Origin of the sequence: Bacillus cereus group sp. BcHK124, from assembly GCF_027712065.1 — a bacterium.
Lineage (GTDB): Bacteria > Bacillota > Bacilli > Bacillales > Bacillaceae_G > Bacillus_A > Bacillus_A pacificus.
Genome location: NZ_JAQFPJ010000031.1, coordinates 1 through 24,945 on the forward strand (window position 1 = coordinate 1; position 24,945 = coordinate 24,945).

Consider the following 24,945-nt stretch of genomic DNA (forward strand, 5'->3'; position numbering starts at 1 on the left):
GTGGCACCAGTAGCCCCTGTGTTACCTTGAACACCTTGAGGTCCAGTGGCACCAGTAGCCCCTGTGTTACCTTGAACGCCTTGAGGTCCAGTGGCACCAGTAGCCCCTGTGTTACCTTGAACACCTTGAGGTCCAGTGGCACCAGTAGCCCCTGTGTTACCTTGAACACCTTGAGGTCCAGTGGCACCAGTAGCGCCCGTGTTACCTTGAACGCCTTGAGGTCCAGTGGCACCAGTAGCGCCCGCTGGTCCTTGAGCACCTTGAGGTCCAGTAGCGCCGGTAGCGCCCGTGTTACCTTGAGGCCCAGTAGGTCCAGGAGGCCCACCAGAAGGTCCAGTAGGTCCGGTAACTCCTATACCAGTGGCACCAGTAGCGCCCGTGTTACCTTGAGGCCCCTGAGGTCCGGTAGCGCCCGTGTTACCTTGAACACCTTGAGGTCCAGTAGCACCGGTAGCGCCCGTGTTACCTTGAATACCTTGAGGTCCAGTAGCACCAGTAGCCCCTGTGTTACCTTGAACACCTTGAGGTCCAGTGGCACCAGTAGCGCCCGCCGGTCCTTGAGATCCGGTAGCGCCAGTAGCGCCTGTATTACCTTGAGGCCCCTGAGGCCCAGTAGCACCAGTAGCGCCCGCCGGTCCTTGAGATCCGGTAGCACCAGTAGCGCCTGTATTACCTTGAGGCCCTTGAGGTCCCGTAGCACCGGTAGCCCCCGCTGGTCCTTGAGATCCGGTAGCGCCAGTAGCGCCTGTATTACCTTGAGGCCCCTGAGGTCCCGTAGCACCGGTAGCCCCCGCTGGTCCTTGAGATCCGGTAGCGCCAGTAGCGCCAGTGGCGCCTGTATTACCCCGAGGTCCTTGAGGTCCAGTAGCACCGGTAGCCCCTGCTGGCCCAGTAGGTCCAGTAGGTCCTTGAATGAATGAAGCAGAATTAACTAGAGCGGTTTGTAATGCTGCGATTAATTTAAGAAGCTCTTGAAGTGTGCAAGGGTCAATTCGGAATAGTTTTGTAATGGATAGTAAATAATTAATTAGATTTTGAAGCTCGATAAATACAGCGCTTGCTACGAAAGTTGGATTTTTTAATATAGTTATTAAGTTTTTAATAATAGCTAACCCTTGTGCTTTCAGGGAGGAAGTAGCATCTAGTGAACAAATAAATTTACTTAGTAGGTTCAATGTATCAATTAGATCTTCAATATTTTGGGGAGATGGATTTGCGAAAAGTTTTGGGATTATTTTTGTTAAATCGATAATGATTGCGCGGAATGTTCTAAGTTGTGCTTTAGTAACTGGGATTGATGGAGTATTTGGAATTCGTCCAGCGCTACTTGGAAAGCATGGTTTGGAGAATTTGTTCTGACTGTCGTTATAATGAGACATTAAATCTCTCCTTTCTCATGAGGATATGAACGAAACTCATCATAGTAGATGCAAAAATTAGTTAAATGGTCATAGTAAAATCGTTTGTTTGAAGAAAAAATAGAAAAAACGCCTTATGATAAGGCGTTTTTTCTATTTTCTGCGTATTGATAATATCGTTTTAGTGAAATCTTTGACTTGAAGCCAGCTAGCTTTATAATTTCTGACTCCGGAGTTTCTTTTTTGATTAAATTTAAAATATAGGTGTTACGAAAGTGTTGCCCGGAGATTCCTTTGCGTAAATTAGCTCTAGACACTTCAAGGCGAATCATTTTTTGGATAGCGATTTCTGTTAATCCCTTTGGTGCATCATTTTCGTATACCCATCTGTATGTTCCGCGATTAAAATCGAATGCGACAAATAATGGGTCATTACTATGGTATTTTGGACGAACGGGTTCAGGGATACTTTTGTAATAAGTATATAGTTGTTTTTTGTCTTCGCTAGTTAATGTAATTGTTCTTTCTACTCCTGCGGTTGCAGGTATAGATAACGTGTTAGTTTCAAAGTGGACGTGATGCATAGTTAATGCTGTAAGTTCCTGTAAGGATAATCCATAGTCAATTAATAAATTTAAAATAGCGATATTACGATCCATCAATAAAGGGCGTACAGGACGTTGTTTTTCTGAAAGTCCTTCTAATGAAGTGACTATATGTTTTAATCTTTTTTCTTCATCAGATGAAATGAAATCTTCATTGCGGAGTGTGCGGTCTGGTTGAATAGACATTTCCATGTTCTTTAATGGGTTAGGAATATTTAGAAAGTGATGCATTCTATTTAATACAATGAATACACGGTGCATCGTTTTCTCTGAGTAATGTCGATTCTTTTTTAAGTCGGAAAAGTAATCTTCGTAGTCTTTTGTACAAAGTGTAGCCCATATATTACTGGAAGGGAGCTTTTTGTTTTTTTCTAACCAATGTCCGAAATCTTCAATGTCATAAACGTAACGTTTAATGGTTGAAGGTTTTCGGCCTTTATTCAATAAAAAAATAGAAAAGGCTTGTATTGTATCATGGAATTCCGTTGTCTCCATAGTCCCACCACCTTCATTATTTCTTTTATTATAGCAAACTTTTCTGAAAATAGTCATTTGCAAAGGAGACGAGAATAATAATATTTGGTGAGTGGATAAAATGAGGTGATTGTATGGAACAATCGATGCGAAAGAAAAATAATAATCAAATTAACATTGTGTTAAATCATCGAAAGAAAATTTCTTTACCGGCTGCAGAAAATAAAACAGTAATTTCAAGTGAAACTACTACGAAACATGAGATGCTGCAAAGAATTGAAGAAGAGATGGGAAAACTCGTTGGGATGGATGATATAAAAAAGATAATAAAAGAAATATATGCTTGGATTTATGTGAATAAAAAAAGACAAGAAATAGGATTGAAGTCTGAGAAACAAGTACTTCATATGTTATTTAAAGGGAATCCAGGTACAGGGAAGACAACTGTTGCTAGAATGATAGGGAAATTATTATTTGAGATGAATATTCTATCAAAAGGGCACTTAGTTGAAGCTGAACGTGCGGATCTTGTAGGAGAGTACATCGGTCATACAGCTCAAAAAACAAGAGATTTAATAAAAAAAGCAATGGGAGGAATTTTGTTTATTGATGAGGCGTATTCATTAGCCCGAGGGGGAGAAAAAGATTTTGGAAAAGAAGCAATTGATACGCTCGTAAAACATATGGAAGATAAACAACACGGTTTTGTATTGATTTTAGCTGGATATTCAAGAGAGATGAATCACTTTCTTTCATTGAATCCAGGACTGCAATCTCGTTTTCCATTTATAATTGAGTTTGCGGACTACTCAGTAAATCAGTTGTTAGAAATAGGGAAGAGGATGTATGAAGAACGTGAATATCAGTTATCGAAAGAGGCTGAATGGAAATTTAGAGATCATTTACATGCTGTAAAGTACTCATCGCAAATTACATCCTTTAGTAATGGACGATATGTCCGGAATATTGTTGAAAAATCGATTCGTACACAAGCTATGCGGTTGTTACAAGAGGATGCATATGATAAATATGATTTGATTGGAATATCAAGCAGTGATTTGATGCTTGAAGAGGAGACGCACAGTACGTAAACTGTGCGTCTGTTTTTCTGTATAAGTGCTTCTATTACTTTTTTGCTTTTTCTTGATAAGATTTATGGAATCGTTCCATTTTAGCACTTTTTTCGTGTGCGGAATTAGGGTCGTGTCCAATTTGACCTACTGAGCTTTTTTGAGCCCCTTTATTCACATGGTTTGTCATTTGTATTCACCTCGCTTTGAGGATTAGTATAAACATTCTGTAAAGAAAAACTCATTAGAAAAGAAAAACCCCTTTACGATTTGTAAAGAGGTTGGATTGCTATTTATGCATTGAACGTTCGTTTGTGTCTATGCGTCTATGCGGTAAATGCCATTTGTAATGAATAGAAACCATGCGGAAGCAAACAATTAAAATGAATAAGGTGTATAGAGCCCAATCGCTAACAATAATTTGAGCGCCAATTAAGAAACCTGCCAGAATCGTCCAAAAAGCATATACATCAGCTCGAAGAACGAGAGGTTTTCTACGGGCTAAAAGATCGCGGATAATACCGCCTCCAATGCCAGTTAAAACGGCTGCTACGATTGTAGCACTAATTGGTAAATTTAATTTTTGAGCGTATAATGCCCCTTGTACTGCAAATGCTGATAAGCCGATAGCATCAGTGATGTTTTCCCACTTTTTCCAGTGTCTAATTAATTTATTTGGAAAAAGAAAAATAATCGTCATTGATAAAAGTGCGATTTGGAATAACATGTCTTGTTGCCAAAACGCGACAATCGGATAACCGATTAATAAATTACGAAGGGCACCTCCCCCAAATGCGGTTGCCATTCCTAGAATATACACCCCGAAAATATCATAATCCTCTTCCATTGCAACAATAGCCCCGCTTAATGCGAAAGCAATTGTGCCTATGATGCTAAAAATCTCCCATGCCATGAATTTTCTCCCCCGCTAACTAGATGAAATGTGCTTCCTCTGCTATTATATTAGAAGGTTTAAATTTCGAAAAGGATGAGTGAACATATTTGATGGAAGAAAAAGAGAAAGTCATATTAGTGGGCTGTCAATTGCCGCAAGATGATGATGAAAAATTTATGCATTCCATGAAAGAACTTGCATCATTAGCGAAAACTGCACGAGCAGAATTGTTAGTGTCTACAACGCAAAAACGACCGAAGTTTCATCCGGCGACTTATATAGGTAAAGGTAAATTAGAAGAGCTTGCAATGTTAACTGAAGAATTAGAACCGGATGTTATCGTATTTAATAACGAATTAACACCGAGTCAAATTCGGAATTTATCCTCAGTATTAGATGCGAGGGTAATTGATCGAACGCAACTCATATTAGATATTTTTGCGCAACGTGCGAAGTCGAGAGAAGGGAAGCTTCAAGTTGAATTAGCTCAGTTGCAATATACAATGCCACGTCTTATGGGGCAAGGATTGTCTTTATCACGTCTTGGTGGTGGTATTGGAACGAGAGGGCCGGGTGAAACGAAACTTGAGACGGATCGTCGTCATATCCGATCACGGATTGATGAAATAAAGAAACAACTTGCAGTTGTTGTAGAACATCGGAAAAGATATCGTGAGAGAAGAAAAGATAATAAAGTATTTCAAGTTTCGTTAATAGGATATACAAATGCAGGGAAATCTACGTTGTTTAATAGATTAACGGAAGCCGATACATTTGAAGAGAACTTGTTGTTTGCAACGCTAGACCCGACAACAAGGAAGATGCCGTTACCTTCTGGTTATACAGTATTACTAACTGATACGGTTGGTTTTATACAAGATTTACCTACATCATTAATTGCTGCATTCCGCTCGACATTAGAAGAAGCTGGTGAAGCGGATGTTATTTTACATGTTGTGGATTCTGCAGATCCGAATTATGTAGGGCATGAGAAAACAGTAAAACAATTATTGTCAGAACTTGAAATCAATCATATTCCTATTATTACGTTATATAATAAAAAAGATGAATTACATCAAAACTTTATTCCGTTTCCGAAAAGTGACTTCTTAATGACTAGTGCTTTTGAAGAAAATGATCTATTACATATAAAAGAAGCGATAGAAACGAAAATGAAGAAAGAAATGAATCGTTATCAAGTGGAAATTCCTCCGAGTGAAGGCAAGTTATTAACTCTATTAAAGACAGAGACGCTATTAACAAAAATGGAGTTTTTGGAAGATAAATTTGTATATGATTGCGCGGGGTATATTTTTGCTCATTCATCGCTTAATGTACAATTAAAGAGATTTTTAGTGGAAGAAGGAGAAAATAAAAATGTTTGATCGTTTGAAAAATGGAGAAAAAATTGCTCCAATCGTAAAAGAAGTAGAGAGTCAAATTACAGAAGTACATAAACGTGCGGATGAAGTAATTGAAAGTAATCAGTTTCGTGTGTTAGAAAGTTTCCGTAAACATAAAATTAGTGATTCACATTTTATTCCGACGACAGGTTACGGTTATGATGATATTGGTCGTGATACGTTAGAAAAAGTGTATGCCGATGTATTTGGAGCGGAAGCTGGTCTTGTTCGTCCGCAAATCATTTCAGGTACTCACGCAATTTCAACAGCGCTATTCGGTATTTTACGTCCAGGAGATGAGTTGTTGTACATCACGGGTAAGCCGTATGATACATTAGAAGAAATTGTTGGTGTACGTGGAAAAGGTGTAGGATCATTCAAAGAATATAATATTGGTTATAATGCAGTTCCGCTTACTGAAGAGGGGCTAGTTGATTTTAGAGCTGTTGCAGCTGCCATTCATAGTAATACGAAGATGATTGGAATTCAGCGTTCAAAAGGTTATGCTACTCGTCCGTCGTTTACTATTTCTCAAATTAAAGAGATGATAGCGTTTGTGAAGGAAATTAAATCGGATGTTGTCGTGTTTGTAGATAACTGTTATGGCGAGTTTATTGAAGAGCAAGAGCCATGTCATGTTGGTGCAGATTTAATGGCAGGTTCGCTTATTAAAAACCCGGGTGGGGGAATTGTTAAAACTGGTGGTTACATTGTCGGTAAAGAACAGTATGTTGAAGCGTGTGCATATCGTTTAACATCTCCAGGAATCGGTGCGGAAGCAGGGGCATCTTTATACAGTCTGCAAGAAATGTATCAAGGTTTCTTCTTAGCGCCGCATGTAGCAGGACAAGCGCTAAAAGGTGCGATTTTTACAGCTGCATTTTTAGAAAAGTTAGGAATGAATACATCACCAGCGTGGAATGCACCAAGAACGGATTTAATTCAATCTGTTCAATTTGATGACAAAGATCGCATGATTGCATTCTGCCAAGCAATTCAATATGCATCTCCGATTAACTCTCATTTCACTCCATATGCCAACTATATGCCGGGGTATGAAGATGATGTAATTATGGCTGCGGGAACGTTTATTCAAGGTGCAAGTATTGAATTGTCGGCTGATGGTCCAATTCGTCCGCCTTATGTTGCTTACGTACAAGGTGGGCTAACTTATTCGCATGTGAAGATTGCGATTTGTTCTGCAATTGATGCATTAATTGAAAAAGAATTATTAACAATTTCTTAAAGGGAAGCTGTCAATTTTGACAGCTTTTTTTCGTGTGAAAGGAATGATTTATTTCATTAGAAAAAAGAATGAAAAAATTTATAAAAAATCATGTAAGAAAAGCTAACACCTATTGACATCAAACATAACATGGTATAAAATGAGAAGCAGTTAAGGCGAAGGAGGAACTGAAGCAATGAAAGAAGATAGACGTTCTGCCCCGCTGTTTCCTATTGGTATTGTTATGGATTTAACACAATTATCTGCACGTCAAATTCGCTACTATGAAGAGCATAATCTTATTTCTCCAACCCGTACAAAGGGGAATCGTAGATTATTTTCATTTAACGATGTAGATAAGTTGTTAGAGATTAAAGATTTATTAGATCAAGGCTTGAATATGGCTGGTATTAAACAAGTGTTACTAATGAAAGAAAATCAAACAGAAGCAGTGAAAGTAAAAGAAGAAACGAAAGAAATTTCAAAAACTGAGCTTCGCAAAATACTTCGAGACGAACTACAACATACAGGTAGATTTAATCGAACTTCATTGCGACAAGGTGATATTTCAAGGTTTTTTCACTAAAGAGAACTGATTCTGAAGGTGTTTAGAGGGACTAAGGAGGAATTTATAATGGCTAGGTACACAAAAGAAGATATTTTCCGTTTGGCGAAAGAAGAGAATGTAAAGTATATCCGTTTACAATTTACGGACCTTTTAGGAGTAATTAAAAACGTAGAAATTCCAGTGAGCCAATTAACAAAAGCTCTTGATAACAAAATGATGTTTGATGGATCTTCTATTGAAGGTTTCGTACGTATTGAAGAATCTGATATGTACTTATATCCAGACTTAGATACTTGGGTGATTTTCCCTTGGACAGCTGAAAAAGGTAAAGTAGCTCGATTAATCTGTGATATTTACAATGCAGATGGCACTCCATTTGAAGGGGATCCACGTAACAATTTAAAACGTGTATTAAAAGAAATGGAAGCTTTAGGATTCTCAGATTTCAATCTTGGACCAGAGCCGGAATTCTTCCTATTCAAAGTAGATGAAAAAGGAAATCCAACATTAGAATTAAACGATAACGGTGGATACTTCGACCTTGCGCCGATGGATCTAGGGGAAAACTGTCGTCGTGATATCGTTCTTGAACTTGAAGAAATGGGCTTTGAAATTGAAGCGTCTCACCATGAAGTTGCTCCAGGGCAGCACGAAATTGACTTCAAATATGCAAATGCAATTCGTTCATGTGATGACATTCAAACATTCAAACTTGTTGTAAAAACAATTGCTCGTAAACACGGTTTACACGCAACATTTATGCCAAAACCATTATACGGTGTGAACGGTTCAGGTATGCACTGTAACTTATCACTATTCAAAAATGGTGAGAACGTATTCTATGATCAAAACGGTGACTTACAATTAAGTGATGACGCTCGTCACTTCATCGCAGGTATTTTAAAACACGCACCAGCATTTACAGCGGTAGCAAACCCAACTGTAAACTCTTACAAGCGTTTAGTACCTGGATACGAAGCTCCTTGTTATGTAGCGTGGTCTGCACAAAACCGTAGTCCATTAGTACGTATCCCTGCATCTCGTGGTATTAGCACACGCGTAGAAGTACGTAGTGTTGACCCAGCTGCAAACCCATATTTAGTAATGGCAACATTATTAGCAGCAGGTCTTGATGGAATTAAAAACAAATTAACTCCACCAGCTGCAGTAGATCGTAACATCTACGTAATGACAAAAGAAGAGCGCGAAGAAGCAGGTATCGTTGATTTACCGGCAACATTAGCGCAAGCTTTAGTTACATTACAATCTAATGAAGTAATTAGTAACGCATTAGGAGATCACTTACTTGAGCACTTCATCGAAGCGAAGGAAATTGAGTGGGATATTTTCCGCACGCAAGTTCACCAATGGGAACGCGATCAATATATGTCTCTATACTAAGAGGTGAGGAAGCCCTGATACTACGGTATCAGGGCTTTTTTATTTGTCGACAATATAGGTGTTAGTTGAAATGAATTGAATAGATGCCTGAAAAAATATGACGGTATTTGAATTTCTATTCCATATCTTTAATGTAACGTGGTGAAATTCGAATTACTTTGTGTTCCAAAAGGGTGGATAAGTAAAAGTAACATGCGTAATATCTATGGGTTTAAAAAATTGTATGATATGTTGTGTTCGGTATGGGATATGTTTAACACTGAAGTTCGAGTGTTTAAAAATATAGTACCTTGCAATAAATAGTACTAAGTGGTATATTATGGATAAGGAAGGTACCGTGTATTGAACAGTACTGAAATGAGAAAGGCGGATTGCACTTGAACGTTCAGTTTAAAAAAGGTGTGTTAGAACTGTGTGTACTGGCACTTGTGAAACGTAAGGATTGTTACGGTTATGAACTTGTTCAGCAAATCTCAAATAAATTTTTAATATCGGAAGGGTCAGTATATCCTTTATTACGCCGTTTAACGAAGGAAGGATATTTTCAAACGTATTTAAAAGAATCTACGGAAGGACCACCTCGCAAATATTATCAACTAACTGAGCAAGGGGAAACGCAACTGAATTTGTTAGTAACAGAGTGGCGTGATTTTGCGAAAGGTGTACAAGAAATTATTGAAGGGGTGGAATGGGATGAGTAAAGAACAGTTTCTTAAGGAATTATCAAGTCACCTTAGAAAGTTACCGGACGAAGAGAGAAAAGATATTTTATTTGATTATGAAGAGCATTTTCAGTTTGGGATAGAAGAGGAGAAAACTGAATCGGAAATAATAAAGGGGCTTGGTTCTCCGAAAGTAATTGCAAAAGAATTGCTTGCGATGTATCGTTTCGATGAAATGAAAAAAGATCCATCAACTTCAAATGTGACAAGAGCTGTCATGGCGGCGATTGGACTTAGTTTGTTTAATTTCATTATTGTGTTAGGCCCGTTAGTTGCAATTATTGCTTTTATATTTTCTTTTTGGGTCGGTGGGATTGCTAGTGTAGTGACACCATTTTTCGTAATTGGAAAAGTATTTATGGGTACTTTTATATGGTTAGATTTATTCGTTAGTGTAACTTTTGTTGGAGTAGGTTTGTTGTTATGTATAATCGCTTATTATAGTACGAAGTGGTTTAAAAAGCTTTGCGTACGTTATGTAATATGGAACTTCAAAATGATAAAAGGGGAGTAGATGATGAAAAAAATATTGTTAGTAGCAATCGCTTGTATCATTATTGGAGTAATTGGGATTTCACAAACATATGAAAAAGCAGTGCAAGCTGCAGAAGAAGGAAACAAAGAAGATAAAATTAAAAATGAAACACTAAAAAATATAGAAGTTAAGTTAGATGTCGGGGATATTGTTGTCCAAAAATCTCCTGACGCTTCTTTTTATGTAAAGCAATCAGGAGATGCGCGTAAACAAGAGATTCGTATTACTGAAGATGGTGACACATTAAAAATCATTGGTGAAAGAGAAAAAGATGCTTCATTTGATTTTTCTTTTTACGATTTTAGGTTTCAAACGTCTACATTGACTCTCCTTGTGCCTGAACGCTCTTACCAAGATGTAAAAGTAAATTCATCTGCTGGACAAATTGAAATAAGTGATGTGAAAAGTGACCGTGTAAGTGCTAGAACACTTACTGGAGAAGTGGATTTGAAACATGTAACGGCTAAGAATGTGGAGGGATCTACAAAAGCTGGTGAAGTAAACTTTAAAAAAGTAATAGGGAAAGTGACTGCAAAAACGACCAGTGGGGAAATAAATATTCTAGATCATGATTCTAAGTACAATCTAGAAGCAAGTTCAACTGCGGGAGATATAAATATTACTTTATCGGAAAAACCAAAAGATGCGGTAATTACTGGGCAAAGTGCTGCCGGGGATGTAACAATTTTTAATGAAGAAAATAAAGACGTAACGATTGGTAATGGGAGTAAAAAGATTAGCGGTAAAACAGCTGCGGGCGATGTGACGATTGAAACGCGTTCATAAGAAATAGAATGTGTGAAAATCTATCAAAATACAAAAAAAGAAGATAATTACCGTATAAATAAGGTAATTATCTTCTTTTATATTCTTAATGTAAATCACGATATACGCCAATTACTTTACCGATAACTGACACTTGCTTTAAAATGATAGGTTCTAATGAAGAGTTTTCCGGTTGTAGACGGAAATGGTCTTTTTCTTTATAGAAACGTTTCACAGTTGCTTCATTATCTTCTGTTAAAGCGACTACAATTTCACCATTATATGCAGACTGTTGTTGGCGAACAACAACTAAATCTCCATCGAAAATACCAGCTTCAATCATACTATCTCCAGAAATACGTAACATAAACACTTGATCTGCTCCTGCGACAATGCTAGCTGGAAGAGGGAAGTGTTCCTCAACGCTTTCGACTGCTGTAATTGGTAATCCAGCAGTAACTTTCCCTACAATTGGAACTTGAATAACAGATTGTGTTTCTGTATCCATTCGGTCTTCACCTAAAATTTCAATTGCGCGTGGTTTTGTTGGATCGCGTCGAATGTATCCTTTTTCTTCTAATCTTGATAAATGTCCGTGCACTGTAGAACTAGAAGCGAGGCCGACTGCTTGACCAATTTCACGTACGGAAGGTGGATATCCTTTTTCTTGTACTTTTAGCTTAATAAAGTCGAGAATGTCTTGCTGGCGTTTCGTTAACTTTTCCATGTTTTCTAACACCTCGTTTTCTTTCATTTTTCTTATTAATAAGTATAACATGTGAAAAAACATTCTACAAACATAAGTTCGAACAAAAGGCGAATTTATGTTACACTAAAGGGAAATTATAGTGAGAAAGAGGGGTTCATAATGAATGCAATTATTTATGCGCGTGTGAGTACAACAAAAGAAGCGCAAGAAACATCATTATTACGTCAAAAAGATGAATTATTGCATTTAGCGGAGCGCTATCAAATGAATGTTACTAAGGTGATTGAAGAGCAGGCTAGTGGCTATACAATTGAACGTGACGGCATATTAGAAGTGCTAGATACAATTCGAGACGAACAAATTGATGTGCTACTTATACAAGATGAAACGCGCCTTGGTAGGGGGAATGCAAAGATTGCGTTAATGCACTGTTTACATAAAGAAGGAATAAAAGTATATACGCATACACATAATGGTGAATTGCAATTGTCGGATTCTGATTCAATGGTATTAGATATTATTGGTATTGTTGAAGAGTATCAAAGAAAGATTCATAATTTAAAAATTAAACGTGGTATGCAACGAGCAGTAGAAAAAGGCTATCGTCCAGAAAATAATTTAAAGAATCGTCATTTAAGTGTAGGACGAGAGAAGAAAGAAGTGCCAATTGAGGAAATTGTACGTTTGCGTAAGAGTGAACTTACTTTCGAAGAAATTGCAGCAACACTACGTGGCTTTGGCCATAATGTTTCAAAAGCGACGGTACATCGTAGATATGTAGAGTATACAAAGCAATTGCTTGATAAAGAAGAGTAACTATTGTATGATAATAATCAGTTTTGAGTAGAAGGGGGATTCGAGATGCTTAGTCACGAACTCGTTGAACGCATTAACTTCTTAGCGAAAAAAGCAAAAGCTGAAGGTTTAACTGAAGAAGAACAACGTGAGCGTCAATCGCTACGTGAACAATATTTAAAAGGATTTCGTCAAAATATGTTAAACGAACTAAAAGGAATTAAAGTCGTTAACGAACAAGGTACTGATGTTACACCGGCGAAATTAAAAGCTTTAAAAAAGCAAGATAATGCAAAATTAAACTAAAAGATGGGCGAAGCCCATCTTTTTTATTTATTATAATCGTTAGTTAATAACTTTCCAGTTGTTATTGACTGTTGCTTCTATCTTTTTATGCTTCAATATATAGTTAGCGATAAGTTCAGACATATTTGTTGGTATATCTTTTATTACGGGCTTATTTTGAAACATAAAGAAGTTCCCTCCGCCGCTCGCGCGATAATTATTCATAACGACGTCATATTCTTCACTCATATTAAGAGGAGTGCCTTTATGCTGTAAAGATTCTACTCTTTCGCCAATTGGTTTGGAAATGTTTAATACGTACGAAATTCCTTCCCACATATCGTAATTATAGTGTTGCGGTTTTGGTTCTATGTAGCTAGGGTTTACGATGATGGTTCCATCTTCTTTTAATGTGAAATAAGAAGCAGAGAGTTCGAGAGCATCTTTTATATCAGCTCCAGTTATTCTAATTACTTTTAATGTATTTGGATAAATATAATTAGAAACGATGTCACGCATTGTTACATATGTCGGAAAACCTGGAGATGTATTATGGAATAAGCTTGTACAAGAAATAGAAACATTAGCTATATCCATCTGTATTTTATTTATGAATTCAATAAAAGGATGGTCTTTCAAACGAGTTTGCATAGCATCTGAAATTTGCATGTCACCGTGGATGGTTCCAATAGGTTGATCAAGCCATTTTTGTGTTTTCTCTTCATAATCGGTTACCAAGTAAAGAACATCTGGATCTGCCTCGATTTCTTGCACAGTCAATAGTTCTGAATGACTCTCTTTTTTTACCCACTCTTGTTTCATTTTTTCAAATGTTACAGTTACTTTTCCAACTGAATGTCCATTACATCCAGTCTGTAAAATTGTTACATCATTACCCACTGTTTGAGCCATTTCTCGGTGCTGATGGCCTGTTAATAAAATATCTATGCCCTCAATTTCATGACACATAGCATACCCTTGGTTTTCGCCTGTTAAAACTTCAGTCGGTTCTCCAGTTTGTAAATCGCGTTCAAATCCCCCATGATACGCTACGACTAGTAAATCTGGTTTCTCATGTTCGTGAATGTAAGAAACCCAATTTTTTGTTGTTTCTAACGCATCTTCAAATTGCAAGTCTTTAATGTGATGGGGTTGTTCCCAATTTGGAATATAATGCGTTGTCACCCCTAAAATAGCAATTTTTATATTTGCTTCAATATGTTTTATTATATATGGTTTCCCAAAATAAGGTTTTTTACTGCTTTTGTCTAAAATATTTGCTGATAAATATGGGGAGTTTGCAGTAGAAATAGCATTGTTTAATACATCCATTCCATAATTAAATTCATGATTCCCAATCACTGCAGCATCATAACGTAAATAGTTTGCTATTAATGACATTGGGTTTTTCTTATCTTTTTCGTATGTAGCGTAATGGTAAGTAAATGGTGTTCCTTGTATGAAGTCACCGTTATCAATTAAAAGAACGTTTTTATTTTGGGACCGTTCTTTTTTTATAAGAGTAGAAATCTTAGCTAAACCAATTTCTGCTGGAGAGTTATCTTGGTAGTGAATTGGATAAACAGTACCATGTATATCACTTGTTAATAGGATGTTTAAAGTTACAATTTGATTTTGATTCAATATCATTCACCTTTTCTATTATTATCTACTGATTAAGCATATCAAATATATGGAGAGAATTTTAATGTGAGTGTATAGAATGTGTAAAGATTCTGTAAATAATCAATTATTTGTAAAAATGTGTGATATATTTCTTCATGTTTATGAAAGGTTATTTTATAACAATGAAAAATGGAGGCATTAACATGTTGAAAAAAGTTTTTGCAATGAGCACAACAGTTGTATTAGCAGCGGGTTTGTTAAGTGGCTGTGGAACGAAGGAATCAAGCGCAAGTAAAAATGAAGATACGAAAAAAGGGTATGTACCGAAGACTTTAAATGTTCAATTTGTTCCTTCTCAAAATGCAGATACGTTAGAGGCGAAGGCAAAACCACTTGAGAAGCTATTAAGTGATAAGTTAAATATTCCAGTAAAAGTTAGTATTTCAACGAATTATAATACAATTGTAGAAGCGATGGCATCTAAGCAAGTAGATGTAGGATTTTTACCCCCAACAGCGTATGTGTTAGCACATGAGAAAAAGGCAGCAAACGTAATTTTACAAGCGCAACGTTTTGGCGTAGATGATGAAACGGGAGCTCCTACAAAGGACTTAGTAGACTTTTATAAATCTGAGTTTGTTGTTAAGAAAGATTCAAATATTAATAGTGTAAAAGATTTAAAAGGTAAAAAAATTGGCTATCAAGATGTAACGTCATCAGCGGGATATGTGTGGCCTGCGGCTGTACTATTAAAAGAGGGCGTTGATCCGTTAAAAGATGTGAAACCTGTTACATTAAAAGGTCACGATCAGTCGCTTATTGCTCTTTTAAATGGTGATGTAGATGCAGCTGTTGTATTCCAAGATGCTCGTAATATTGTAAAAAAAGATTATCCGAATATATTCGATCAAACGAAAATAGTGAAATTTACGGAGAAAATTCCAAACGATACGATTTCGGTACGCTCTGATTTAGATGAAGAGTGGAGCAAGAAATTACAGGATGCTTTCATTGAAATTGGAAAGAATGAGGAAGGTCACAAAATCATTAAAGAAGTATATTCACATGAAGGATATGTTAAATCTGATGATAGTAAATTTGATATCGTTCGTGAATATGGAAAGAAAGTAAAAACGCAATAATACATATGGAAATGGCAACTAGCTGGAAAGGTATGTTTTCAGTTAGTTTGCCGTTTTGAATACATAGAAGGTAGGTAAGATGTGTGATAGAGTTTCGAAATGTTTCCAAAGTGTATCCAAATGGTACAAAAGGATTGAATAATATAAACTTGAAAATTCAAAAAGGTGAGTTTGTTGTAATGGTAGGGCTTTCCGGAGCTGGAAAGTCTACACTTCTAAGATCGGTAAATCGTCTTCATGAGATTACAGAAGGAGAAATCATGATTGAAGGTGAGTCTATTACGGCTGCGAAAGGGAAAGGATTACGCCGCATGCGCCGGGATATTGGTATGATTTTTCAAAGTTTTAACCTTGTAAAGCGATCAACAGTATTAAAGAACGTATTAGCTGGCCGTGTTGGGTATCATTCGACGTTGCGTACAACGTTAGGTCTATTTCCGAAAGAAGATTTGGAGCTTGCTTTTCAATCGTTAAAAAGAGTAAATATTTTAGAAAAAGCATATGCGCGTGCTGATGAATTATCAGGAGGACAACAGCAACGTGTATCGATTGCTAGAGCGTTGGCGCAAGAAGCAAAAATCATATTGGCAGATGAACCTGTTGCATCGTTAGATCCGCTAACAACAAAGCAAGTATTAGATGATTTGAAGAAAATTAATGAAGATTTTGGAATTACAACAATTGTAAACTTACATTCTATTGATTTAGCTAGGCAATATGCGACGCGCATTATTGGATTACATGCAGGAGAAATTGTTTTTGATGGCTTAGTAGAAGAGGCAACGGATGAAAAGTTTGCTGAAATTTATGGTGACGTAGTACAGAAAAGTGAATTGTTAGAGGTGGCAGTTAAATGAATGACGTGACGATATATTCGAAATCGATACCGAAGCCACCGAGTAAGTTGAAACATATGTTAACGGCTGTTCTAGTCATTTTACTGTTGTGGGGAAGTAGTGTACAGGTCGATGCATCATTGTCAAAACTAGTAGTTGGTTTTCCTAATATGATGGATTTGTTAAAAGAGATGGTGCCGCCAGATTGGAGTTATTTTCAAGTTATTACAACAGCGATGTTAGATACAATACGTATGGCGATTATTGGGACGACTTTAGGTGCGATTTTAGCTATTCCACTGGCACTATTTGCGGCAAGTAATGTATTTACTAGTACATTTTTATACAGTCCAGCTCGAATGATATTAAATTTTATCCGAACGATACCAGATTTATTATTAGCGGCAATTTTCGTGGCGATTTTTGGAATCGGGCCACTTCCAGGTATTCTGGCTCTTACTTTTTTCTCGATTGGGCTCGTGGCGAAATTGTTGTATGAGTCAATTGAATCAATTGATCCAGGTCCTTTAGAGGCGATGACAGCAGTAGGAGCAAGTAAAGTGCAATGGATTGTTTATGGAGTAATTCCGCAAGTGAAAGCGCATTTTGTCTCTTATGTTCTGTATACATTTGAGGTGAACGTACGTGCAGCAGCTGTGTTAGGTTTAGTAGGAGCAGGTGGTATTGGATTATACTATGATCGTACACTTGGATTTTTACAATATCAGCAAACTGCATCTATTATTATCTATACCCTTGTTGTTGTATTGTTAATTGATTATGTAAGTACATTGTTGCGGGAGAAATTATAATGAGTAAAACGACGATAATCGTACCAAAACCGAAGAAACCGAGTGTGTATCGCTTGTTTATTTTTATAGCACTTACATTTGTTTACGTATGGGCTTTTTCAGGAGTACCGCTAGAAGGAATTAAGGATACGGCAGGAGAAATTACAAAAGCAATTATGACAGGTGTATTGAATCCAGATTGGGCGTATGTATCTTTGCCAGATGGTGAAGATTTATTACATGGTTTAATTGATACGTTGGCAATTGCGATATTGGGTACATTTATTTCTGCCTTTTTATCTGTTCCATTCGCTTTTTGGGCGGCGACGAATATGAGTAGTGGAAAATTAACTTCGGGAACTGGGAAATTTGTACTTAGTTTTGTCCGTACATTTCCTGAATTAGTTATGGCTCTTTTATTTATAAAAGCTGTTGGACCAGGTTCTTTTGCCGGCGTTCTAGCTTTAGGGTTACACTCTATTGGAATGTTAGGAAAATTATATTCAGAAGGAATTGAAAATATAGATAAAGGACCGAAGGAAGCGCTAGTAGCAACAGGTGCGAATCGATTTCAAATACTTTGGTATGCAGTATTGCCACAAGTATTACCAGATTTTCTATCCTATACGTTATACAGGTTCGAAATTAATGTGCGATCTGCTGCCATTTTAGGTGTTATTGGAGCAGGGGGAATTGGCACACCTCTAATTTTTGCGCTGAGTTCACGCAATTGGTCTCGTGTAGGAATTATTTTATTAGGCATCATTTTAATGGTTATTATCATTGATTTTATTTCAAGTTCGATTCGGAAACGGATTGTTTAACTGATTTGAAAAGCATCGAATTTAGATGCTTTTTTGTATTTTTAAAGGTGGGCTAAAAAAGTTAGTATAGAAGAATTTTGTATATCTGTATAAATATACAGATAATTCCCTTTCTTTTTAAAATAAAAATAATGAAAAAGTATGTCATATTGAATGCCTATACATTCCCGGAAACATTGATTTTTTTATAAAAAATCAAAAAAACATCAACATATTTGTCGATACATGTTGTATAATCTTGCGTGGGAAGCTATCATATAAATGTATAAAACGTTTACTAATATAAGCGAAGGGAAGAATAGCATGTCACATTCAATCGAACAACTTTCTATCAACACGATTCGCACATTATCCATCGATGCGATTGAAAAAGCAAACTCTGGTCACCCAGGAATGCCAATGGGTGCAGCACCAATGGCTTATACATTATGGACTCAATTTATGAAACACAATCCAAATAACCCAACGTGGTTTAACCGTGATCGTTTCGTATTATCTGCAGGTCATGGTTCAATGTTATTATACAGCCTACTTCACCTATCTGGTTATGATGTAACAATGGATGACTTAAAGAACTTCCGTCAATGGGGAAGCAAAACTCCAGGACATCCTGAGTACGGTCATACAGCTGGTGTAGATGCAACGACTGGTCCACTTGGACAAGGTATTGCAACTGCTGTAGGTATGGCAATGGCTGAAAGACATTTAGCTGCTAAATATAACCGTGATGCGTATAATGTAGTAGATCATTATACATACGCTATTTGTGGTGATGGAGATTTAATGGAAGGCGTTTCTGCTGAAGCATCTTCATTAGCTGCTCATTTACAATTAGGTCGCCTTGTCGTGCTTTACGATTCAAACGATATTTCATTAGATGGCGATTTAAATCGTTCATTCTCTGAAAGTGTAGAAGATCGTTACAAAGCATACGGATGGCAAGTAATCCGTGTTGAGGATGGAAACGATATTGAAGCTATCGCAAAAGCAATCGAAGAAGCGAAAGCTGACGAAAAACGCCCAACGCTAATTGAAGTAAGAACGACAATTGGTTTCGGTTCTCCAAACAAATCAGGAAAATCAGCTTCACATGGTTCTCCACTAGGTGTAGAAGAAACAAAATTAACGAAAGAAGCATATGCTTGGACTGCTGAGCAAGACTTCCACGTAGCAGAAGAAGTATACGACAACTTCCGTAAAACAGTACAAGATGTTGGTGAAACTGCGCAAGCAGAGTGGAACACGATGCTAGGTGAATATGCACAAGCATACCCAGAATTAGCAAACGAATTCCAAGCAGCAATGAACGGTCAACTTCCAGAAGGTTGGGAGCAAAACTTACCAACTTATGAATTAGGATCAAAAGCAGCAACTCGTAATTCTTCTGGTGCTGTAATTAATGCAATTGCAGAATCTGTACCATCATTCTTCGGTGGATCAGCTGACCTTGCTGGTTCTAACAAAACATACATGAATAACGAAAAAGACTTTACAAGAGATGATTACAGCGGTAAGAACATTTGGTACGGTGTACGTGAGTTCGCAATGGGTGCAGCAATGAACGGTATTGCACTACATGGTGGTTTAAAAACTTACGGTGGTACGTTCTTCGTATTCTCTGACTACTTACGTCCAGCAATTCGTCTTGCAGCATTAATGCAATTGCCGGTAACGTATGTATTCACACACGACAGTATCGCTGTTGGTGAAGATGGTCCAACACATGAACCAATCGAGCAATTAGCGGCGCTACGTGCAATGCCAAATGTATCTGTTATTCGTCCAGCTGACGGTAACGAGTCTGTTGCGGCTTGGAGACTAGCTCTAGAATCTACAAACAAACCAACTGCTTTAGTATTAACTCGTCAAGATCTTCCAACATTAGAAGGTGCAAAAGACGATACGTATGAAAAAGTAGCAAAAGGTGCATATGTAGTTTCTGCAAGCAAGAAAGAAACAGCTGATGTAATCTTACTTGCAACTGGATCAGAAGTAAGTCTAGCTGTTGAGGCTCAAAAAGCATTAGCAGTAGACGGTGTTGACGCATCTGTTGTCAGCATGCCATCTATGGATCGCTTTGAAGCTCAAACTGCTGAGTACAAAGAATCTGTATTACCAAAAGCAGTAACAAAACGTTTCGCAATCGAAATGGGTGCTACATTCGGATGGCACCGTTACGTAGGTCTTGAAGGAGATGTGTTAGGTATCGATACATTCGGTGCTTCTGCTCCTGGTGAGAAGATTATGGAAGAGTATGGATTTACTGTAGAGAACGTTGTTCGTAAAGTAAAAGAAATGCTTTAATGATTTTAGAAAAATCTCTCCGGCATGGAGAGGTTTTTCTATGTAAATGAGTTTTTTCGACAGAAAAAGTTTTTTCTCTCTCCGCAGTCAGACAATCATTGCAAAATTTCTTCTATATAATGAAGAGAAAAGGTTGTCCAGATTGGGAGGCGAAAGATGAAAACGTATGAATTGTATTTAATTCAAGAGGATATTGCGAAAGCTTACTTTGGTCGTGAATATTTGTTTTTTGATTTATTTGCTCGATTTTCAGAATCTGGGTCCCTTTCGGAGAAAAAAGTGCTATATAAACAAATGATGTATATAACGATGCCGTTACAAGTAATGAAAATTCATCATAAATTAGAACAAGCTTTGCGCGTTCTTGGTAAATATGATCGAACACATCATACACATACACTTTATACAGGGGCAGAATATGGCGAAATAATGGTGAAACCACACTATATTCGCATGAATACCTCTGGAAATGTTTCTATGGAAACGACTTTCTTTGAGGTGCTTCGGAAGTGTGAATTAACATTTTTAGCTATGGATTATGAAAATACAAAGTACGGATGGCTGAATCCTCTAAAACAAGTACGAACATATGTGTAAAAAATGTCGAATTGTATCTTGTCTTATTGAAAAGGTTTTAGTACACTGTAAGGTAGACAACATGAAGGAGGAAAATATATGCCAATTTGGTTAGGTATTCTAGTGGGCGTAGTAGCACTAGTAGCAGGCGTGGCGTTAGGATTTTTCATTGCCCGCAAATACATGATGAATTACTTACAAAAAAATCCACCAATTAACGAACAAATGTTAAAAATGATGATGATGCAAATGGGACAAAAACCTTCCCAAAAGAAAATCAATCAAATGATGAGCGCGATGAATAAGCAACAAATGAAATAAGCGCTAAAAGACACTCGCTAAGAGTGTCTTTTCTTTTTGATATAGACAGAGTTTAAAACTTTTAAAAATTCTGTATTTTTGGTAAACTGAAAACATCGCTCATTTTAAGGGAGGAGGAAAAATATGAAAGTATTTATGAATTTAGCGTGGTTTTTTAAACAAGAAAAACGAGCGTACATAACCGGAATTATTTTATTATTTGGCGTCGCACTTTTAGAACTTGTAGCACCAAAAGTGATTGGGATTGTTGTAGATGAAATTAACGATGGAACATTAACGACTGATAAGTTACTAAAATGGGTTGTACTCTTAGTACTCGTAGGTATTACGATGTACATATTACGTTACGTGTGGCGCATTATGATTTTTGGGTCTTCATTAAAGTTAGCTCGCCAATTACGGAAAAATTTGTATGAACATTTTACAAAGATGAGTCCATCTTTCTATCAGTCAAATCGAACAGGTGATTTAATGGCGCATGCGACCAATGATATTCAAGCAATTCAGCAAACTGCTGGGGCGGGTGTTTTAACACTTGTTGATTCATTAGCTGTTGGAGGGTGTGTACTCGTAGCGATGGGTTTTACAATTAGTTGGAAGTTAACATTGTTAAGCTTAATTCCAATGCCGATTGTAGCAATATCGACAAATTATTACGGCACTTTATTACATAAAAGGTTTCATAAAGCACAGCAATCGTTTTCGGAAATCAATGATAAAGTGCAAGAGAGTATGAGTGGGATGAAGGTAATTCGATCGCTTGGACAAGAAAAAGAAGATTTACAAGCGTTCCGAAAAAAATCAGAAGATGTCGTACATAAAAATATGTTAGTTGCACGTATTGATTCGTTATTTGATCCAACAATCGCTCTTATCGTAGGTTTTTCTTTTTTAATTGCAGTATGTTACGGGTCAGTATTAGTTGTGAGAGGTGAATTAACAGTAGGTGATCTCGTTACATTTACGACATATTTAGGTACTCTCGTTTGGCCGATGTTAGCGTTTGGATGGCTGTTTAATATTATGGAGCGTGGGCGTGCTTCGTATGACCGTGTAGAAAAAATCCTCTCACAAAAATCAGATGTAGTAAATAGAGAAAATGCTGTGCATACAATAGCGAGCGGTGATATTTCATTTGCGGTCGATTCGTTTTCGTATAAGAAAAATGAACTGTTACATTTAACGGATATTCACTTTGATTTGAAGAAGGGGGAAACGTTAGGGATTGTAGGACGTACAGGTGCAGGGAAAACGACTTTATTAAAATGTTTAATACGTGAGTATGATCATTTTAATGGTGAGTTAAAAGTTGGGGAGCGGGATATTCGCGATGTAACACTTTACGGTGTCCGTTCTGCCATTTCATACGTGCCGCAAGATCATTTTTTATTTTCAGCAAGTATTGGGGAGAATATTGCCTTTGGAAAGGCGGATGCTACATATAATGAAATTACTCGGGCCGCAGAGATTGCTTGTATTCATAATGATATTCTCCAATTTTCAGAAGGATATGAAACAGTAGTAGGAGAAAGAGGCGTTTCGTTATCTGGAGGTCAAAAACAGAGGATTTCTATTGCGCGTGCTTTATTAACGAATGCTGAAATTTTAATTTTAGATGATTGTTTATCAGCAGTAGATGCAAAAACAGAAGAAACAATTTTAAATGCTTTAAAGAGGGAAAGAGCAGGGAAAACGACAATTATTACTGCCCATCGTTTAAGTGCAATTCAGCATGCCAATCTTATTCTTGTTGTGGATGAAGGTAGAATTGTACAACGAGGTACACATGAACAACTAATGAAAGAACATGGTTGGTATAAAGAAATGTATGAAAGCCAGCAGTTAGAAGCATTAGTCGAGAAAGGAGGCGTATGATGGCTGAGAAAAAACAGAGCGATTTAAGAAGATTACTGTCTTATATGAGGCCATATAAAGGACTGTTAGCATTAGCATTTTTATTTCTAGTTGGTGCAACTGTAACAGAAATGATGGGTCCTTTTTTAATTAAACAATTTCTTGATGAACACTTAGTACCACGTAACTTTGATCAATCAGCACTTGTTACTTTATTTGTAGTGTATATTGTTGCTCACTTATTAAAAGTATTATTTACTTATTTAGACTTGTTATATTTTCAAAATATTGCTTTTAAAATTGTTCAAGATATGCGTGTTGAAGTATATGAGCATGTTCAAAAGTTGTCATTAAGTTTCTTTGATCGTACGCCGATTGGTACGCTCGTATCGCGCATAACGAATGATACAGAAGCAATTAAAGATTTTTATGTCAGTGTATTATCAACATTTGTTAAAAATATCGTATTTTTAGTAGGGATTTTAGTAGCGATGTTTTTATTAAATGTAAAATTAGCGCTATTTTCTCTCGTATTAATTCCGATCATGTTTGCGATTATGGTGCTATATCGCCGGAAAAGTGCAGCTTTTTATTTAGAAGTCCGTAATCAATTAAGTGTGTTAAATGCAAAGTTAAACGAGTCCATTCAAGGGATGAATGTTGTTCAAGTGTTCAGACAAGAAAAGCGCATGAGAAAAGAATTTGAAGAAGTGAATAATAAACATTATAGTGCAGGGCGACGTACATTAAAGTTAGATGCATTGCTTTTACGTCCAGCAACTGATTTAGTTCATATTGTAGCTATTGCGTTAGTACTTGGTTTATTTGGAATTGATGCTTTGAAGAGTCCTGTTGAAGTAGGCGTTTTATATGCGTTTGTTAACTATATACATCGTTTTTTCCAGCCTGTAAATGAGATGATGATGAAATTATCATTTTTCCAACAGGCACTGGTTTCATCATCACGTGTATTTCATTTAATGGATGAGAAAGATTTAGCGCCAGTTCAAAAAGGGGATGGAAATCCTCAAGTTATTAATGGAGATATTGAATTTAAAAATGTTACTTTTTCGTACGATGGAAAACGTGATGTTTTAAAAAATGTATCTTTTCACGTGAAACAAGGGCAAACGGTTGCTTTCGTTGGGCACACTGGCAGCGGAAAGAGTACTATTATGAATTTATTACTGAGATTCTATAATATTAATTCCGGAAATATTGTAATAGATGGTGTAGAGTTAGAGAAATTTGAAGAACAAGAAATTAGAAAGAAAATAGGACTTGTATTGCAAGATGCATTTTTATTTGCGGGAAATGTAAAACAAAATATTCGTATGTATAATGAAGAAATTACGGATGAAGAAGTAAAAGAAGCGGCACAATTTGTGCAAGCGAATACGTTTATTGAAAAATTACCAGAGCAGTATGAAACGGAAGTAGTAGAAAGAGGAGCTGCATTTTCTAGTGGTCAACGACAATTAATTGCTTTCGCTAGAACGATAGCAACGAATCCGAAAGTGTTAGTATTAGATGAAGCAACAGCAAATATTGATACAGAAACTGAAGATGCAATCCAAACAGCGTTACAGCAAATGCGAAAAGGACGGACTACGATAGCGATTGCGCACAGATTATCTACCATACAAGATGCAGATCAAATTTTTGTTATGCACGATGGAGAGATAGTAGAAAGAGGGACGCATCAAGAATTACTGAGTGAACAAGGATTGTATTATAATATGTATTTACTACAAAATAAAGGAAGTTTACAAAAGGCCTTGTAATTACAAGGCTTTTTTACTTTGGTTATAAAATATGTTTGCTCTTTATGTCTATAGTATAAACGTCGTCACCCTTTAAT

At 36.8% G+C, this 24,945-nt stretch carries 25 protein-coding genes; 19 read left to right on the plus strand and 6 right to left on the minus strand.

What is annotated here, in order from left to right; translation table 11 throughout:
* On the minus strand, positions 1-1,379 hold a 1,379-nt coding region (locus tag PDK19_RS25295), incomplete at its 3' end, for a collagen-like repeat preface domain-containing protein (RefSeq protein ID WP_270708169.1).
* A 113-nt stretch (positions 1,380-1,492) separates the two neighbouring features.
* Positions 1,493-2,458: a tyrosine-type recombinase/integrase gene (locus PDK19_RS25300; RefSeq protein ID WP_000450316.1), complete on the minus strand. Its 966-nt coding sequence runs from the start codon at positions 2,456-2,458 to the stop codon at positions 1,493-1,495.
* Positions 2,459-2,571: 113 nt separating this feature from the next.
* Here PDK19_RS25300 and spoVK point away from each other — a divergent pair, with 113 nt between their 5' ends.
* Complete coding sequence (gene spoVK / locus PDK19_RS25305; protein ID WP_000438184.1) at positions 2,572-3,528, plus strand: stage V sporulation protein K; 957 nt, start codon at positions 2,572-2,574, stop codon at positions 3,526-3,528.
* Between the two features lie 34 nt (positions 3,529-3,562).
* On the opposite strand, the gene PDK19_RS25310 is transcribed toward spoVK, so the two are convergent.
* Positions 3,563-3,697 carry a hypothetical protein gene (locus PDK19_RS25310; RefSeq protein WP_000181496.1) on the minus strand — a complete coding sequence of 45 codons (135 nt, stop codon included), beginning with the start codon at positions 3,695-3,697 and terminating at the stop codon, positions 3,563-3,565.
* 99 nt (positions 3,698-3,796) lie between these two features.
* Complete coding sequence (locus PDK19_RS25315) at positions 3,797-4,420, minus strand: trimeric intracellular cation channel family protein (RefSeq protein ID WP_000312265.1); 624 nt, start codon at positions 4,418-4,420, stop codon at positions 3,797-3,799.
* 92 nt (positions 4,421-4,512) lie between these two features.
* Between PDK19_RS25315 and hflX the strand changes: the two genes are divergently transcribed.
* From hflX to PDK19_RS25350, 7 genes are all read left to right on the plus strand, one after another.
* Complete coding sequence (hflX, locus tag PDK19_RS25320) at positions 4,513-5,787, plus strand: GTPase HflX (protein ID WP_000391386.1); 1,275 nt, start codon at positions 4,513-4,515, stop codon at positions 5,785-5,787.
* Positions 5,780-7,051: a methionine gamma-lyase family protein gene (locus PDK19_RS25325; protein WP_000460299.1), complete on the plus strand. Its 1,272-nt coding sequence runs from the start codon at positions 5,780-5,782 to the stop codon at positions 7,049-7,051. The genes hflX and PDK19_RS25325 overlap by 8 nt, the downstream gene beginning before the upstream one ends.
* A gap of 175 nt (positions 7,052-7,226) precedes the next feature.
* A complete protein-coding gene (gene glnR / locus PDK19_RS25330; RefSeq protein ID WP_000656779.1) occupies positions 7,227-7,616 on the plus strand; it encodes a transcriptional repressor GlnR in 390 nt (129 codons plus the stop codon).
* Positions 7,617-7,664: 48 nt separating this feature from the next.
* Positions 7,665-8,999: a type I glutamate--ammonia ligase gene (gene glnA, locus PDK19_RS25335; RefSeq protein ID WP_000135330.1), complete on the plus strand. Its 1,335-nt coding sequence runs from the start codon at positions 7,665-7,667 to the stop codon at positions 8,997-8,999.
* 377 nt (positions 9,000-9,376) lie between these two features.
* Positions 9,377-9,700, plus strand: a complete 324-nt coding sequence (locus PDK19_RS25340) for a PadR family transcriptional regulator (RefSeq protein WP_001102620.1) — start codon at positions 9,377-9,379, stop codon at positions 9,698-9,700.
* A complete protein-coding gene (locus PDK19_RS25345; protein WP_000032389.1) occupies positions 9,693-10,235 on the plus strand; it encodes a DUF1700 domain-containing protein in 543 nt (180 codons plus the stop codon). The genes PDK19_RS25340 and PDK19_RS25345 overlap by 8 nt, the downstream gene beginning before the upstream one ends.
* The gene (locus PDK19_RS25350) at positions 10,236-11,042 is read left to right on the plus strand and encodes a DUF4097 family beta strand repeat-containing protein (RefSeq protein ID WP_049111954.1); all 807 of its coding nucleotides are present in this window, start codon (positions 10,236-10,238) and stop codon (positions 11,040-11,042) included.
* Positions 11,043-11,127: 85 nt separating this feature from the next.
* Here PDK19_RS25350 and lexA read toward each other — a convergent pair whose 3' ends face one another.
* Positions 11,128-11,748 (minus strand): transcriptional repressor LexA, encoded by a 621-nt coding sequence (gene lexA, locus PDK19_RS25355; protein ID WP_000413738.1) that lies wholly within the window; start codon positions 11,746-11,748, stop codon positions 11,128-11,130.
* A gap of 141 nt (positions 11,749-11,889) precedes the next feature.
* On the opposite strand from lexA, the gene PDK19_RS25360 reads away from it, so the two are divergent.
* Both PDK19_RS25360 and PDK19_RS25365 read left to right on the plus strand, forming a co-directional pair.
* A complete protein-coding gene (locus tag PDK19_RS25360; protein ID WP_000991471.1) occupies positions 11,890-12,546 on the plus strand; it encodes a YneB family resolvase-like protein in 657 nt (218 codons plus the stop codon).
* A 45-nt stretch (positions 12,547-12,591) separates the two neighbouring features.
* Positions 12,592-12,831 (plus strand): DUF896 domain-containing protein, encoded by a 240-nt coding sequence (locus PDK19_RS25365; RefSeq protein WP_000948565.1) that lies wholly within the window; start codon positions 12,592-12,594, stop codon positions 12,829-12,831.
* Positions 12,832-12,870: 39 nt separating this feature from the next.
* Here the strand turns inward: PDK19_RS25365 and PDK19_RS25370 are convergent, their stop codons facing one another.
* Complete coding sequence (locus PDK19_RS25370) at positions 12,871-14,454, minus strand: bifunctional metallophosphatase/5'-nucleotidase (RefSeq protein ID WP_270708170.1); 1,584 nt, start codon at positions 14,452-14,454, stop codon at positions 12,871-12,873.
* A 185-nt stretch (positions 14,455-14,639) separates the two neighbouring features.
* Between PDK19_RS25370 and PDK19_RS25375 the strand changes: the two genes are divergently transcribed.
* The 9 genes from PDK19_RS25375 to PDK19_RS25415 all read left to right on the plus strand — a co-directional run bounded on the left by PDK19_RS25375 (position 14,640) and on the right by PDK19_RS25415 (position 24,868).
* Positions 14,640-15,578, plus strand: coding sequence for a phosphate/phosphite/phosphonate ABC transporter substrate-binding protein (locus PDK19_RS25375; protein WP_000915052.1), 939 nt, complete (start codon positions 14,640-14,642; stop codon positions 15,576-15,578).
* An 83-nt stretch (positions 15,579-15,661) separates the two neighbouring features.
* Positions 15,662-16,435: a phosphonate ABC transporter ATP-binding protein gene (gene phnC, locus PDK19_RS25380; RefSeq protein ID WP_000569254.1), complete on the plus strand. Its 774-nt coding sequence runs from the start codon at positions 15,662-15,664 to the stop codon at positions 16,433-16,435.
* Positions 16,432-17,226: a phosphonate ABC transporter, permease protein PhnE gene (gene phnE / locus PDK19_RS25385; protein ID WP_001000757.1), complete on the plus strand. Its 795-nt coding sequence runs from the start codon at positions 16,432-16,434 to the stop codon at positions 17,224-17,226. Before phnC ends, phnE (PDK19_RS25385) begins: the two co-directional genes overlap by 4 nt.
* Positions 17,226-18,029: a phosphonate ABC transporter, permease protein PhnE gene (gene phnE / locus PDK19_RS25390; protein ID WP_270708171.1), complete on the plus strand. Its 804-nt coding sequence runs from the start codon at positions 17,226-17,228 to the stop codon at positions 18,027-18,029. The genes phnE (PDK19_RS25385) and phnE (PDK19_RS25390) overlap by 1 nt, the downstream gene beginning before the upstream one ends.
* Positions 18,030-18,332: 303 nt before the next feature.
* Positions 18,333-20,333 carry a transketolase gene (gene tkt, locus PDK19_RS25395; RefSeq protein ID WP_000019767.1) on the plus strand — a complete coding sequence of 667 codons (2,001 nt, stop codon included), beginning with the start codon at positions 18,333-18,335 and terminating at the stop codon, positions 20,331-20,333.
* Positions 20,334-20,489: 156 nt separating this feature from the next.
* Complete coding sequence (gene sirA, locus PDK19_RS25400) at positions 20,490-20,930, plus strand: sporulation inhibitor of replication protein SirA (RefSeq protein WP_000860645.1); 441 nt, start codon at positions 20,490-20,492, stop codon at positions 20,928-20,930.
* 78 nt (positions 20,931-21,008) lie between these two features.
* Positions 21,009-21,230 carry a YneF family protein gene (locus PDK19_RS25405; protein ID WP_001123317.1) on the plus strand — a complete coding sequence of 74 codons (222 nt, stop codon included), beginning with the start codon at positions 21,009-21,011 and terminating at the stop codon, positions 21,228-21,230.
* 123 nt (positions 21,231-21,353) lie between these two features.
* Positions 21,354-23,105 carry an ABC transporter ATP-binding protein gene (locus PDK19_RS25410; protein WP_000862464.1) on the plus strand — a complete coding sequence of 584 codons (1,752 nt, stop codon included), beginning with the start codon at positions 21,354-21,356 and terminating at the stop codon, positions 23,103-23,105.
* The gene (locus tag PDK19_RS25415) at positions 23,105-24,868 is read left to right on the plus strand and encodes an ABC transporter ATP-binding protein (RefSeq protein ID WP_270708172.1); all 1,764 of its coding nucleotides are present in this window, start codon (positions 23,105-23,107) and stop codon (positions 24,866-24,868) included. Before PDK19_RS25410 ends, PDK19_RS25415 begins: the two co-directional genes overlap by 1 nt.
* The last annotated feature ends 77 nt before the right edge of the window (positions 24,869-24,945 follow it).

Coding starts and splice junctions, on each gene's coding strand:
- PDK19_RS25300 (WP_000450316.1), bottom strand. CDS start 2,458: ATGGAGACAACGGAATTCCATGATACAATACAAGCCTTTTCTATTTTT.
- spoVK (WP_000438184.1), top strand. CDS start 2,572: ATGGAACAATCGATGCGAAAGAAAAATAATAATCAAATTAACATTGTG.
- PDK19_RS25310 (WP_000181496.1), bottom strand. CDS start 3,697: ATGACAAACCATGTGAATAAAGGGGCTCAAAAAAGCTCAGTAGGTCAA.
- PDK19_RS25315 (WP_000312265.1), bottom strand. CDS start 4,420: ATGGCATGGGAGATTTTTAGCATCATAGGCACAATTGCTTTCGCATTA.
- hflX (WP_000391386.1), top strand. CDS start 4,513: ATGGAAGAAAAAGAGAAAGTCATATTAGTGGGCTGTCAATTGCCGCAA.
- PDK19_RS25325 (WP_000460299.1), top strand. CDS start 5,780: ATGTTTGATCGTTTGAAAAATGGAGAAAAAATTGCTCCAATCGTAAAA.
- glnR (WP_000656779.1), top strand. CDS start 7,227: ATGAAAGAAGATAGACGTTCTGCCCCGCTGTTTCCTATTGGTATTGTT.
- glnA (WP_000135330.1), top strand. CDS start 7,665: ATGGCTAGGTACACAAAAGAAGATATTTTCCGTTTGGCGAAAGAAGAG.
- PDK19_RS25345 (WP_000032389.1), top strand. CDS start 9,693: ATGAGTAAAGAACAGTTTCTTAAGGAATTATCAAGTCACCTTAGAAAG.
- PDK19_RS25350 (WP_049111954.1), top strand. CDS start 10,236: ATGATGAAAAAAATATTGTTAGTAGCAATCGCTTGTATCATTATTGGA.
- lexA (WP_000413738.1), bottom strand. CDS start 11,748: ATGGAAAAGTTAACGAAACGCCAGCAAGACATTCTCGACTTTATTAAG.
- PDK19_RS25360 (WP_000991471.1), top strand. CDS start 11,890: ATGAATGCAATTATTTATGCGCGTGTGAGTACAACAAAAGAAGCGCAA.
- PDK19_RS25365 (WP_000948565.1), top strand. CDS start 12,592: ATGCTTAGTCACGAACTCGTTGAACGCATTAACTTCTTAGCGAAAAAA.
- PDK19_RS25375 (WP_000915052.1), top strand. CDS start 14,640: ATGTTGAAAAAAGTTTTTGCAATGAGCACAACAGTTGTATTAGCAGCG.
- phnE (WP_001000757.1), top strand. CDS start 16,432: ATGAATGACGTGACGATATATTCGAAATCGATACCGAAGCCACCGAGT.
- phnE (WP_270708171.1), top strand. CDS start 17,226: ATGAGTAAAACGACGATAATCGTACCAAAACCGAAGAAACCGAGTGTG.
- tkt (WP_000019767.1), top strand. CDS start 18,333: ATGTCACATTCAATCGAACAACTTTCTATCAACACGATTCGCACATTA.
- sirA (WP_000860645.1), top strand. CDS start 20,490: ATGAAAACGTATGAATTGTATTTAATTCAAGAGGATATTGCGAAAGCT.
- PDK19_RS25405 (WP_001123317.1), top strand. CDS start 21,009: ATGCCAATTTGGTTAGGTATTCTAGTGGGCGTAGTAGCACTAGTAGCA.
- PDK19_RS25410 (WP_000862464.1), top strand. CDS start 21,354: ATGAAAGTATTTATGAATTTAGCGTGGTTTTTTAAACAAGAAAAACGA.
- PDK19_RS25415 (WP_270708172.1), top strand. CDS start 23,105: ATGGCTGAGAAAAAACAGAGCGATTTAAGAAGATTACTGTCTTATATG.